The 12,785-nt window shown below is 56.4% G+C and carries 12 protein-coding genes; 3 read left to right on the top strand and 9 right to left on the bottom strand.

Annotated features, from left to right (window positions below):
* Window positions 1-10: 10 nt before the first annotated feature.
* From SV253_09355 to SV253_09325, 7 genes are all read right to left on the bottom strand, one after another.
* Window positions 11-2,089 (bottom strand): chemotaxis protein CheA, encoded by a 2,079-nt coding sequence (locus SV253_09355; protein ID MDY6776258.1) that lies wholly within the window; start codon window positions 2,087-2,089, stop codon window positions 11-13.
* A 37-nt stretch (window positions 2,090-2,126) separates the two neighbouring features.
* A complete protein-coding gene (locus SV253_09350) occupies window positions 2,127-3,212 on the bottom strand; it encodes a chemotaxis response regulator protein-glutamate methylesterase (GenBank protein MDY6776257.1) in 1,086 nt (361 codons plus the stop codon).
* Between the two features lie 7 nt (window positions 3,213-3,219).
* Window positions 3,220-3,576 (bottom strand): chemotaxis protein CheY, encoded by a 357-nt coding sequence (cheY, locus tag SV253_09345; protein MDY6776256.1) that lies wholly within the window; start codon window positions 3,574-3,576, stop codon window positions 3,220-3,222.
* A 154-nt stretch (window positions 3,577-3,730) separates the two neighbouring features.
* Complete coding sequence (locus SV253_09340) at window positions 3,731-4,630, bottom strand: CheF family chemotaxis protein (protein MDY6776255.1); 900 nt, start codon at window positions 4,628-4,630, stop codon at window positions 3,731-3,733.
* 65 nt (window positions 4,631-4,695) lie between these two features.
* Window positions 4,696-5,124, bottom strand: a complete 429-nt coding sequence (locus SV253_09335) for a chemotaxis protein CheW (GenBank protein MDY6776254.1) — start codon at window positions 5,122-5,124, stop codon at window positions 4,696-4,698.
* A gap of 87 nt (window positions 5,125-5,211) precedes the next feature.
* A complete protein-coding gene (locus tag SV253_09330) occupies window positions 5,212-6,108 on the bottom strand; it encodes a CheF family chemotaxis protein (GenBank protein ID MDY6776253.1) in 897 nt (298 codons plus the stop codon).
* The gene (locus SV253_09325; protein MDY6776252.1) at window positions 6,105-7,331 is read right to left on the bottom strand and encodes a HEAT repeat domain-containing protein; all 1,227 of its coding nucleotides are present in this window, start codon (window positions 7,329-7,331) and stop codon (window positions 6,105-6,107) included. Before SV253_09325 ends, SV253_09330 begins: the two co-directional genes overlap by 4 nt.
* Before the next feature lie 92 nt (window positions 7,332-7,423).
* Here SV253_09325 and SV253_09320 point away from each other — a divergent pair, with 92 nt between their 5' ends.
* Both SV253_09320 and SV253_09315 read left to right on the top strand, forming a co-directional pair.
* Window positions 7,424-8,029, top strand: a complete 606-nt coding sequence (locus SV253_09320; protein MDY6776251.1) for a chemotaxis protein CheW — start codon at window positions 7,424-7,426, stop codon at window positions 8,027-8,029.
* A 64-nt stretch (window positions 8,030-8,093) separates the two neighbouring features.
* Window positions 8,094-8,510: an SRPBCC family protein gene (locus tag SV253_09315; protein MDY6776250.1), complete on the top strand. Its 417-nt coding sequence runs from the start codon at window positions 8,094-8,096 to the stop codon at window positions 8,508-8,510.
* Here the strand turns inward: SV253_09315 and SV253_09310 are convergent, their stop codons facing one another.
* Window positions 8,511-9,815: a malic enzyme-like NAD(P)-binding protein gene (locus SV253_09310; protein MDY6776249.1), complete on the bottom strand. Its 1,305-nt coding sequence runs from the start codon at window positions 9,813-9,815 to the stop codon at window positions 8,511-8,513. It lies immediately after the preceding gene.
* Window positions 9,816-9,961: 146 nt separating this feature from the next.
* Here SV253_09310 and SV253_09305 point away from each other — a divergent pair, with 146 nt between their 5' ends.
* Entirely contained in the window at window positions 9,962-12,439 is a 2,478-nt protein-coding gene (locus tag SV253_09305) for a DNA topoisomerase I (protein MDY6776248.1), read from the top strand.
* A 2-nt stretch (window positions 12,440-12,441) separates the two neighbouring features.
* Here the strand turns inward: SV253_09305 and SV253_09300 are convergent.
* Window positions 12,442-12,785: PIN domain-containing protein (locus tag SV253_09300; GenBank protein MDY6776247.1), on the bottom strand; the 344-nt coding region annotated here is incomplete at its 5' end.

Genomic DNA, 12,785 nt, shown 5'->3' with positions numbered 1-12,785 from the left:
GTGTTCTGTGTCAGAGTGTCTCGACGTCGAGTATGGTGACGACATCGCCCTCTCCGAGGACTGCGGCACCGCTCATCCCGGGGATTCCGCTCAGAATTCCCTCGAACGGCTTCACGACGACCTCCTCCTGTCCTAACACCGAGTCGCAGTGTACGGTGATCTGTCTTACCGAGTCCTTTATGCGTACGAGCATTCCGTCGCCGTTCTTCGTCTCTGCGGGAACGTCGAGTGCGTCACCGAGACGGACGAGAGAGTAGACCTGGTCGTCGTGGACAGTGACCTCCTCCCCTTCGACTGTACGTACGTCATCCATCCTGCCGATCTCCTCGACGTTCTTAACGGGTATTCCGTACTCCTCGTCGCCCGTCTCAACGAGGAGTACCTTGACTATAGCGACTGTGACGGGGAGTGTGAGACGGACGAGGGTGCCCTCGTCGGGTTCGCTCTCGACTTCGAGGGAGCCGTCGAGGCTTCTTATCGTGTTGCTCACGACGTCCATTCCGACGCCGCGTCCGCTGACCTCGGTGACCTCGTCGGTGGTCGAGAACCCCGAGTGGAAGATGAGCTCGTATACCTCCGACTCGTCGAGAGCCTCAACCTCGTCACGCGTCATTATCCCTTCGTCGACAGCCTTCGACTTTATAGCCTCCTTGTCGAGACCGCGTCCGTCGTCCTCTATCTCTATAGTGACCCGGTCGCGTTCCCTCTCACCACGGAGGTAGACGGTTCCCTCACGCGGCTTCCCCTTCTCCTCACGCACCTCGGGAGACTCTATTCCGTGGTCTACTGCGTTACGTATGAGATGCATCAGAGGGTCGCCTATCTCGTTGAGGACGGTTCTGTCGAGCTCTATGTCCTTCCCCTCCATAACGAGGTTTATCTCCTTGTCCTGTGACCGCGCGAGGTCACGCACGAGACGCGGGAACTTGCCGACTATCTTCTCAAGAGGGACGAGACGTATGTCCATCACAGTGTCCTGGAGGCTCGACGAGATCTTGTCGAGTTCGTCTAGCTCGTCCTCGGCGTCCTCAAGCTCGTCGTGTTCGACAGCACGTCTGAGCTTTATACGGCTAGTGACTAGCTCCTCGACACGGTTGAGAAGCTTGTCGAGCTGGTCGACGTCGACACGTATCGACTGTACCTCATCGACCGACTCGGTCTTCGTCTTCGAACTGTCTTTGTCGTCGGAGCCGCTTGAGGTCTCTTCTGTCGTCTCCGTCTCGGACGAAGAGTCGGAGTCGTCGGGTGACTCGGTCTCTGCTTCGTCTTCTTCTTCGGCTCCCTCTTCGAGGCTGTCGGGGACTTCTACGACACCGACCGACTCGACCTTGCCTATCGATTCTATCTCTTCACGTGTCCCCGAGACGTCGTCGACGGGGGTCACGAAGACGCCGAAGCTCTCGTCGAAGCTGCCCTCCTGTATCTCGTCTGTCTCGGGTGTTGTCTCAAGTATCTCTGTGATTCCGTCAATCTCGTCGAGGGCAAGCATAGCATCGACGCCTTTCATCTCTCCCGCCTTCGTACTGACCTCGGCGTAGACGACCTCTTCGGCATCACGGATATGTGAGACGTCGACCGACTCCGAACCGAGAGCCTCATCGAGGTCTACGTCTGCGCCCGAGTCAGCATCTGGATCCGTATCTGTGTCTGTTTCGTCGTCACCGCCCTCTTGGGTCGCGGTAGCCTGAGTCTCGTCACCGTCGGACTCCGACTCCTCGTCTTCTATCACGCCACGTATCTCCTCGATAGAGTCGGTCGGGTCTGTCGAGGTATTACCGTCGTCGGCTATCTCGTCGAGGAGAGCCTCTATCTCGTCGACGCCGTCGAAGACAGTGTCCATCACGTCGGGGGTGACCTCTATCTCCCCCTGGCGCATCTCGTCAAGGAGATCCTCGACTGCGTGGGCGAGGTCGCTCGCGTCGTTGAACCCCATCGCCCCGAAGTTGCCCTTTAGAGTGTGGGCGATACGGAATATAGAGTCCATCGCCTCCTCATTCCCGGGATCGCTTTCGAGTTCGAGGAGAGCGTTGTTGAGCTCTGTTATCTGTTCCTCGCTCTCACGTATGAAGTCCTTTAGGTAGTCGTCCATGGGTTGGGAAACCTCCTGAGTTTTCTTACGTTACGTATCATCTATCTGTCGTTATCCGTCTTCTTATCCCCTGAGCAACCTCGTCTATGGGTAGAACGTCGTCGACACATCCCGTCTCTATCGCTCTCGCCGGAATTCCGAAGACCTTCGAGGTCTCCTCGTCCTGAGCTATCGTATGTCCTCCTGCTTCCTTTATAGACCTTATCCCCTCGGCACCGTCCTTTCCCATACCGGTCAGGACGACTCCTACGAGTCTGTCGGAGATCCTATCGGACGCCGTCTCCATTGTTACGTCTATAGCGGGTCTTACACCATGTATCTTGGGCTCCTGGTTGAGACGCACACGCAGACGTCCTCCCGAGTATCCCGAGACCTCCATGTGGTAGTCGCCCTTGGCGACGAGACCCTCTCCGCCGCCTATCCTGTCTCCGTCTTGAGCCTCACGTATCGAGTACTCCGTGACAGAGTCGAGACGTTCCGCGAAACGTCGGGTGAACTCGTCGGGCATATGCTGGACTATTAGGAGACGCATCTCTGCCTCGACGGGGAGATGTGAGACGACGTCTTCGAGGACGCTCGGACCCCCAGTCGATGCTCCTATGACTACCGTGGGGCTGTCGACGTACTCCTCGCGTGTCTCTGGACGTCTCTGCGACGCGGTCGCGGATGTGGACGTGGATGTGGAAGTAGATCGGGAGGTGGTCTTTTGTGTCTGTCTCCCGACGTCTGCCTCGGCTACAGTCCTAACCTTCTCGACTAGGCTGTCACGCAGATCCTGTATGTCCATAGAGACCTCGCCCCCGGGCTTCTGGAGGAAGTCGACCGCTCCCTTGTCGAGAGCCTCGAAGGTGGCGTCGGCTCCCTCCTCTGTGTAGGCACTCAGCATCAGAACAGGTGTCGGCTCCTCCTCCATTATCTTCTCGACAGCCTCTATTCCGCCCATCCGCGGCATCTGGACGTCCATCGTGACGACGTCGGGCTTCTCCGAGGTGACAGACTCGACGCCTTTCTCGCCGTCACTAGCCTTGGCGACGACGTCTATCCCCGAGTCCTCAAGTATGTCGGAGATCACCGTCCTCATGAACTGGGAGTCGTCGACGACTACCGCGCGTAGGTCTGTCATTAGACGATCAGACGACGTCGTCTATGGCTTCCATCACACTCGGCTTCTGGAACGGCTTCGTGATATAGCCGTCGGCGCCCGCCTCGACGGCTTTCCTCATCTTCTCCTCCTGTCCGACACTCGTACACATTATGACGTTAGCATCGGGGTTTTTGTCCTTTATCTCGGCTGTCGCCTCTATGCCGTCACGTATAGGCATGACTATGTCCATCATAACGAGGTCTGGCTTCTTCTCCTCGTACATCTCGACAGCCTCGACTCCGTTCTCCGCCTCACCGACTATCTCAAACTCGTCTTCGAGTATCTGCTTGAGGAGGTTCCGCATGAACTCCGAGTCGTCGACGACCATTACTTCGTTTGCCATTAGTAGTCCCCCCTTGGAGGTTCGGCATACGTGTCTGTGAGTCTGTCTCTTCTACGCATCTGAGTCTGAGTCTGAGTCTGCGTCTGCGTCTGCGTCTGCGTCTGGATGTAGTAGTTCGGAATCATCTGTTGTAGTCACCTCTCTTTCTTTTTAGTTAGACTGAGGAGCCCGCGCCTGCGTTGACCTCCTCTATGTTTCTGTTCGAGAAGACCTTACCTTTGCTCGTGAGTTCGAGTCCGTCGTCCGACTCCATGAGTATCTCCTTATCAATGAGACCGTTTACGAGTCTCCTCACCTCGCTCGCCTCCTCCTCGAGAACCATCGGAAGCTGATCCTCCGTAGCCCCCGAGAAGAGCGCGACGATTATGCGTTTCTCCGACTCCGAGAGGGATATGTCCTCGACCTCCTTGACTATCTCCTGGTACTCCTTCCTGAGATAACGTCCGAGTATGTTGAGATGTCTCCTGTCGGGGACATAGATACGTGTCGTGACTATTCCCCTGTCGGTCGTGTGACGTATTCCTATGACGGTCTTCTTACTCCCCTTTATCTCCCTCTCGGATATCTCGGCGTCCTGTACGGTCGTGAGGTCTATCTCGGTGACACCCTTCGCCTTTATAGAGTCCCTCTTGACGACTATCTTCGACTTCTTCCAGTCGGCTCCCATGACACGTCCGCTGACCTTCGCGGGATGCTGTATGTATACCTCGGCGGAGTTGAGTATAGCCTTGTAGAGTAGGTCACGTAGCTTCTCGAGCCTCTCCTCGTCGCCACGCACTATCACAGACCGCTGTCTCCCGTCTTTCTTCGACTTGTAGCCGACTGAGATGGCGTTCGACATGTAGTCCTGGACGCTCGGGGGAAGGTTACTCTTCCCGACGTCTAGAACCGACTTGAGTGGGACAGTAGTCCTGTCGTCTTTCCCAGCGACTACGAGACGTCTGTTACTCAGGAGAATACGTGCCTTCTCAAACTCAAGATTCGTGTTATTGAGCTCGGAGCCAGCCACGTACTCGCCCATGAAGTCAGCGAGCTTCTTCTCTCCGCTGTCCATCTGTCTATAAGTCGTATTTCCCCGTGTTTGTATTTAACATTTTTTGCTCGTCTCGGGTCACTGTCTCAGTTTATGCCGGAGGGCTCTATCCAGATAACGAAGTCGCCGTCGTCTCTTATGACGCCCTTGACGTTGTCGTCGCCGACAGACTCGTCGAGGTCGTCCTCCGAGACCTTTATGACCTCGTGAACCTCGTCTACTAGCCAGCCCGAGAGGTCGGTCTGGGTTTCGTCGGTTCCAGACTCAGACCCCGATCCGTCAAAGACAATTATACGTTTCTCGTCTCCTCCCTCGATTCCGAGAACCTTCTTCGGATTTATTATCTTGGTAGTCTGTCCACGTAGATCCATGACACCCTCGACGTGAGGAGCCGAGTTGGGAATAGGAGTCAGGCTTCCCTTGTCTATTATCTCCGAGACCTCCGTGATGTCGACACAGTACTTCTTAGATCCGAGGTCGAACTCCAGAACCTGTGACTGAGCCTGCGTCGACATCTACTCAGACCCCCTTCGTGGCTGTCGTGACCCTCTGAACCTCATTGTAACACCGTAGACACGGATGCAACATAAATCAAACGCACGTCAGTCCTCTCCTATCGACTTCGAGGCGAGATTACGTCCACGTGTAGTGAGTGTGACCTCACGTCTCTTCCTGACCTCGTTGAGTACACCCAGCTCTATGAGTTCCTCGTAAATCTCCTCGACCTCGTCGACGTCGGCTCCTATGAAGTCGGGTATGTCGAACGGCGAGACTCCCGAGTAGAGTGCTGTGAGAACCTGTCTGTCCCTGTCGCTGAGCTCTATGTCGGACTCGACCTCCTCCTCGAACTCCGCGCCTATAAATCCCTTGAGAGCACTGATCTCACGCGGAGGTGCATAGATGTGTGAGACAACGGTCGTTCCGTCTGACTCGGCGTGTTCGACGACGAGTACCTTCCTCCTGTCTCCCTTTATCGTCTTCTCCTCAGCCTCTATGTTCTGTACCTCGTCGAGTTCGACCTTGATTATGTCGCCGTCCTCAGTCGCAAAACGAACCGACTCGCTCGAAAGGGCTGCCTGTGCCTTCTGCCAGTCAGCCGTGTCCTGTATGACACCGCCTCTCTTGACGGGATGTTTGAGGTAGACAATGGTTCCGTTGAGGAGAACGTTGTAGAGCGAGTCACGTAGCTCGGAGAGGCTGTCTTCGTTCGAGCTAGTCACGAGTGAGACGTGTCTCTCGCCCTCGCGCTCATAGACGAGGCTGACGTAGTTGGTCGTCCTGACTATCGACTGGTTGAGGTCGAAGCTCTCACCTATCTTCTTGAGTGACTCCAGGGGAACCTTCTGCTTCTTATCGCTGGTTATGAGCCAGATGTTCTTGTTCGAGAGTATTATGCGTCCGTTGGTCCAAGAGGCGTCCTTACGCTGTGTCGAGCCGCGTATGAGAGGATGTATGAACTTGCCGGTTATGTCTGCGACTTTCTTCTCTGACTTGCTCACTCTACCTGACCTCCGAGCTTGTTAACCGCGCGGAACACGAACTTACGAACCTCCTCGTCCTCATCCTCTATCACCTCGTTGAGAGGACCCAGAGCGCGTTTGTCACCTATCTTTCCGAGCGCGAACGCCGCCATCTTCCTGACCTCGGGGTTCTTGTGGTCGAGCGACTCTATCAGATCGTCGACCGCGTGCTCGCCTATCTCGGCGAGGCTCGTAGCCGCAAACCGTCTAACCTGTTCGTCGTCGTCGAGCGCCGACACGAGGGGCTCGACAGCCTCGCTTCCGCCGACACGTCCGAGGAGCCACGCCGCGTTACGTCTTATGGGCTTCTCAGTAGCCTGTTCGAGCGCCGAGATTATGGGCTGTGTGCTTACCTCGGATTCTAGGTCTTCGAGACGTGACGAGACGGTCTCACGTATCTCGTGGCTCTTGTCTGCGGGGGCGTTCGACATCACCTCTATGAGTGAGAACGCCGCACTCTCCCTCACAGTCAGATCCTCGTCTTCGAGTGCGTCAAGGAGGGGTTCTATGACCCTCTCGCCTCCTACGGTTCCGAGAGCGAACGCCGCCTGCTTCCGGACGTAGGTGTAGTCGTCTTCGAGTGCGTCTATGAGTGAGTCGACAGCCATCTCGCCCCCGAGGTCTGTTATAGCCGTCGCCGCCTGCTTCCGAACCTCCTGGTTCGAGTCGGTGAGTAGCTTAGTGAGCGGCTTTACAGCCCTCTCGTCGCCTAGCTCACCGAGGCTCCATGCGGCGTTCTCCCTGACCTGTGGGTCGGGATCGTCTAAGGCGTCGACGAGTGGCTCGAAAGCCCTGTCGTCGCCTATACGTCCGAGTCCAAGGGCGGCGTCCATCCTTATAACCGCAGCCCCGTCTTCGAGTGCGTCGGTGAGTAGCTTGACGAGAGTCCAGTCGGCAGTCTCGGAGAGTTGGGTGTCCGAGTTGCCTCTGTATCTGTCTATGAGTAGCTTGACAACGTTGACGTCGTCGGACCACGCGAGCGACTCCGCCGCGGCTTTGCGTACCCTCTCGTCCTCGTCGTCGAGAGAAGCGTCTATGAGAGTCTCGAACTTCCTCTCCTGAAGATCGCCGTCAGCGTCGACGTCGCTGAGTATCTCGGCGGCACGTGCCCTGACCGCCGGGTTCGAACTCTCCTTTATGTAGGAGATCAGACCCTCGACGTCTCCGTCCTTTTCGAGATTATACAGAGTAGTTTCGGACATCCTCGAAGCCTGGCAGTAGTACAAATACCCGTTCCGAGTATATAATACTCTTGTCCCTTACTTTATTATGGACACGCGGATATATAGGAGTAATGGCAGCTAGGACAGGTTCTAAGACGAGAACAGGGTCACACGCCTCAAGCGACGCCGACGAGATAAACGTGGTCAAGTTCCTGATGGGAGACGAGACCTACGCACTCGGAATAGACAAGGTCAGCAGCATAGTCGACATGGAGTCGAAGAAGGTCACACGTCTCCCGAGGGCTCCAGACGCAGTCGACGGCATAGTCGACCTGAGAGGTGAGACGACCGCGATAATAGACCCCGCGAAGCTCCTCAACGTCGAGACGCGCGACGACGACAGCTACGAGATACTCGTACTCGACAGGGACGACGACAAACAGAAGGTCGGGATACGTGTCGACGAGGTCATAGAGGTCAGGGACTACACGACCGACCGCGTCGACATGAACGGACAGCTCAGGGACATACAGACCCACGGCATAGAGGAGAAGATGGTGAAGGGCATAATACGTGAGCTCGAAAACGAGGACGAGATAAGAGCCGCGGAGGAGAACGAGGAGGAGACGGAGGAGTTGGAGGAGGAGGTGAGCCTGATTGTCCTCATCGACGTAGACCGTATGATAAGCGTGATGAGCGAGTCGGAGTCCCAGTCACAGGCGAGCGAGATGCCGTGAACGACGTTGTAGGGTAGTCGAAGCCAGGGACAAGCTTGATTTCTCCGGATGACTTACTACAGGTATGGTGAAAGTCTCACGTAGCTTCAGGATAAGCGCGCCCAAGAAGAGCGTCTGGGACTTCATCAGTGATCCCAACAACAGGGTGAGGTTCCTTCCGTCAGTCAAGGGCTACCGTTCGCTCGGAGACGGCGAGTTCGAGTGGGACATACATATCCCTGTCGTGGGAGGCACTATCAGCTTCCGTACTCACGACATAGAGAGAATCGAGGGAAAAAGAGTCGAGTTCAAGGGAGAACACAGGATAGTCTCACTCAGAGGCGTCAACGAGTTACGCGAGGAGGGAGACGACGACGAGGTTGAGGTCAAAGTCGTCTTCGAGGTCGACTCACGTATTCCCGGAGTCGAGTCGGCGTTCAAGAGGATATTCAACCGCGAGCTTAGGCATCTCCAGAAGGGAATGGTGTCGGAGCTTAGTTAGTCAGTCGGCACTCGTAGCTGTCTGGGACGACTCCATCTCACTTATCTTCTGTCTAACCTTGTCCTCTATCTCGTCGGGGTCGCGTTTGAGACGCGCGACATCTGTGTCTATAGCAGCCTGAGCGACTGCGGAGGCGACACGTGGCACGACGCGGGAGTCAAAAGGCTTGGGTATGACGTACTCCTCGTTGAAGCCCTCTTCCAGATCCTCGTCGGGGTATCTATCCTGGACGTCCTCGGGGACTTCCTCGCGGGCAATCTCGGCTATCGCCTCGGCGGCGGCGACCTTCATCTGTTCGTTTATGTCGCTCGCCCTGACTTCGAGAGCACCCCTGAATATCCCCGGGAAGCCTAGGACGTTGTTGACCTGGTTGGGGTAGTCGCTTCTTCCCGTACCTATTATACGTGCTCCAGCCTCTCTGGCGTCCTCGGGCCAGATCTCGGGGATGGGATTCGCCATAGCGAAGACTATGGGGTCGTCAGCCATCTCCTCGACCATCTCCTTGTCGACGATTCCTCCGACAGAGAGTCCTATGAAGACGTCTGTGTCACGCATCGCGTCTTCGAGGTCTCCCGTACGTCCCTCGTCGTTCGTGAGACCCGCGAGCTTACGTTTCTCCTCGTTGAGATCCCTCCGGCTCCTGTGTATGACTCCGGTCGAGTCAGTCATGAAGACGTCCTTGACTCCAGCATCTAAGAGAATATGTGCTATCGCGGTCGCGCTCGCACCCGCGCCGCTTATCGAGACGGTCATCTCCTCTACGTCCTTGTCGATGAGGTCGGCGGAGTTGAGTATCCCCGCGAGTGTGATTATCGCGGTTCCGTGCTGGTCGTCGTGGAAGATAGGTATCTGCATGCTACTCCTGAGACGGTTCTCGACCTCGAAACACTCGGGTGCGCCTATGTCCTCCAGGTTGACGCCTCCGAAGACGGGTTCGAGCCTCTCGACCGTCTCGACGATTTCGTCGACGCTCTCAGTCCTGAGACAGACGGGGAAGGCGTCGATTCCCGCGAACTCCTTGAAGAGAACCACCTTACCTTCCATGACTGGGAGGGCGGCGTCCGCACCGATGTCTCCGAGACCTAAGACGGCACTTCCGTCGGAGACTATCGCGACGGTATTGCCCTTTATAGTGTAGTCGTAGACAGAGTCGGGGTTCTCGTCGATCTTCTCACACGGCGCGGCTACTCCCGGAGAGTAAGCTAGAGACAGGTCGTCCCCGTTTTCTACGGGAACCTTACTTTCGACGGATATCTTTCCCTGGCGCTTTCTGTGGAGTTCGAGAGCGCGCTCACGTATGGACAATTGGTTTCACCTTGGGTTCTCAAATCAGGTTTGTCTAACTATAAACGTTTACAAATCGGCGGCACGCGTGAGACGCCTCGACACGGGAGAGGCTTGTCTCGTGAGCGTCAGTATGTTTTTATACCGATCCCAACTTAGCTACGAACGTGGAACTAATAGTTGCCGAGAAGAATAACGCCGCACGGCGTATCTCCGAGGTTCTGAGTCAGAAGGACTTCTCGACGACGAAGGTCAACGGTGTTCCCGTCTACGAGTGGGACGACAGACGGTGTATCGGTCTCGCGGGTCACGTCGTCGAGGTCGACTTCACCGAGGAGTACAACGACTGGCACTCGACAGATCCCTCCGACCTCATAGACGCCGACGTCACCAAGAAGCCGAGCAAGAAGGACATAGTCGGCGCTGTCGAGAAGGTCGCACGTGAGAGCCGTAGGGCTATAATAGCGACTGACTACGACTCGGAGGGGGAGCTCATAGGAAAGGAGGCGTACGAGATCATAAAGGACGTCTCCGACATACCCGTCAAACGCGTCCGTTTCTCGTCGCTCACTCCGGGTGAGATAAGGGACGCCTTCTCGAACCCCGGGGAGATAGACGACGACCTCGCTGCGGCGGGTGAGGCGCGCCAGATTATCGACCTCATCTGGGGCGCGGCTCTGACACGGTACATCTCTCTGGCGTCAAACCGTCTCGGGAACGCATTCCTGTCGGTGGGTAGGGTTCAGTCTCCGACTCTCAAGATACTCGTCGACAAGGAGAAGGAGATAGAGGAGTTCGACCCCGATCCTTACTGGGAGATATACGCCGACGTCGATCCGTCTGACGAGGGAGACGAGGAGGTCGAGTCGCAGTACTTCTACAAGGAGGACGGGAAGGAGCAAGAGAGGATCTGGGACTCCGACGCCGCCGACGAGGTCTACTCGAAGGTCTCCGACGCCGAAGAGGCGGTAGTCGACTCGGTCAACACGCGTACGAGAAACGACTATCCTCCTACGCCCTTCGACACGACCCAGTTCATACGTGCGGCGGGCGCGATAGGCTTCTCGGCTTCGAACGCAATGAGCATAGCCGAGGATCTCTACACCAACGGTTTCATCTCTTATCCGAGGACTGACAACACCGTCTACCCCGACGAGGTGGAGATCGACGGCGTCCTAGAAGTCCTCGCCAACCACGACGACTTCTCCGACGACGCCGAGGAGCTACTCGCGAGCGACCCGACGCCGACGTCGGGAGACAAGGAGACGACAGACCATCCCCCGATATATCCCACTTCGCTCGCCTCACGTGACGAGCTCAACGACGCCGAGTGGAAGATATACGAGCTAGTCGTGAGACGGTTCTTCGCAACTCTCGCCGACGCTGCGAAATGGGAACACGTCAAGGCTGTCTTCGATATCGACGGCGAGAGCTTCAAGGCGAACGGAAAACGTCTCATAGAGGAGGGCTACCACGCCTACTACCCCTACTTCTCGACTGAGGAGACGAGCCTCCCTGACCTCGAAGCCGGCGACACAGTCAGTGTCGTAGACTCGGAGATCGAGGAGAAGGAGACACAGCCCCCGAAGAGGTACGGTCAGTCACGTCTCGTCGAGAAGATGGAGGAGATGGGGGTCGGGACGAAGAGTACACGCCACAATACGATACAGAAACTCTACGACCGCGGCTACATAGAGGAAGATCCGCCGCGTCCGACGGGTCTCGCGCGCGCCGTGATAGAGGCGATGGAGGAGTACGCAGACGTAGTCACAGATCCCGAGATGACGAGACGTCTTGAGAAGGACATGGAGAGGATAGCCGAAGGGGAGATCTCGGAGGAAGAGGTCATGGAGGAGTCACGCGAGATGCTCGAAAGGATCTTCGAGATACTCGAGGAGAAGGAGGAGGAGATAGGCGAGTCTCTCCGTGAGGGTCTCAAGGAGGACAGGACACTCGGAGACTGTCCCGAGTGTGGCGGAGACCTCGTGATAAGAAGGACGAGAGGCGGAAGCCAGTTCATAGGCTGTGACGCCTACCCCGACTGTGAGAACACCTACCCGCTTCCGAACAAGGGCGACCCCGTCTTAGTCGACGACGAGTGTGACGAACACGGGCTCCAGAAGGTCAAGATGCTCGCGGGACGTTCGACACATATACACGGCTGTCCTATATGTAAGGAGGAGGAAGCGGAGGACGACGAGGAGACGGTGATCGGCGACTGTCCCGAATGTGGAGACGACGAGGGCGGAGAGTTAGCGGTCAAACGCACGAGAAGCGGAGGACGTCTCGTGGGCTGTACGCGGTACCCCGACTGTGACTACTCACTCCCTCTACCGAGACGTGGCGACCTCGAGATCACCGACGAGATCTGTGACGAACACGACCTCCCCGAGATGGTGATACACTCGGGAAGCGAGCCGTGGGAGCTCGGCTGTCCTATCTGTAACTACGAGAACTACAAGAAACAGCAGGAGAAGGACAAGGGTCTCCAGGCGATAAAGGGGATAGGCGACGTGACAGAGGAGAAGCTCAACGACGCCGGAATAGAGGAGGTCGACGACCTCAAGGAGGCAGACCCCGAGGAGCTAGCCGAGAAGGTCGACGGCGTCTCGGCTGACAGGATACAGAAATGGCAGTCGGCGTAGAATCAGACGTCTCTTTTTAGAAAGTCGTCAGGAGTTAAGATAGGGATACCGTCGTACTCCGTGAGATCCAGAAGATGTCTGTCTCCCGAAATAACATAGTCCACGTCGACTGAGACAGCACACTCCAAGAACACACTGTCATCGGGGTCGTCGACTGCGTCGATATCGAGACCTGGATCGGGTCTCACAACGTGAAACTCGGTGACTACTATCTCGAGGAATGACTGCCTTTCGTCGGGAGTCAGACCAAGTCGATCGTACTCCAATACTCGAGACAGTTCGTCTATTATGTGTATTCGGATAGCAGGAGTTATCCCTTTTTTGGTAGAGATGTCTCTCACCGTGA

The sequence above is a fragment of the Candidatus Afararchaeum irisae genome (assembly GCA_034190545.1).
GTDB lineage: Archaea > Halobacteriota > Halobacteria > Halobacteriales > Afararchaeaceae > Afararchaeum > Afararchaeum irisae.
This window is presented reverse-complemented; position numbering and strand designations above follow the sequence as displayed.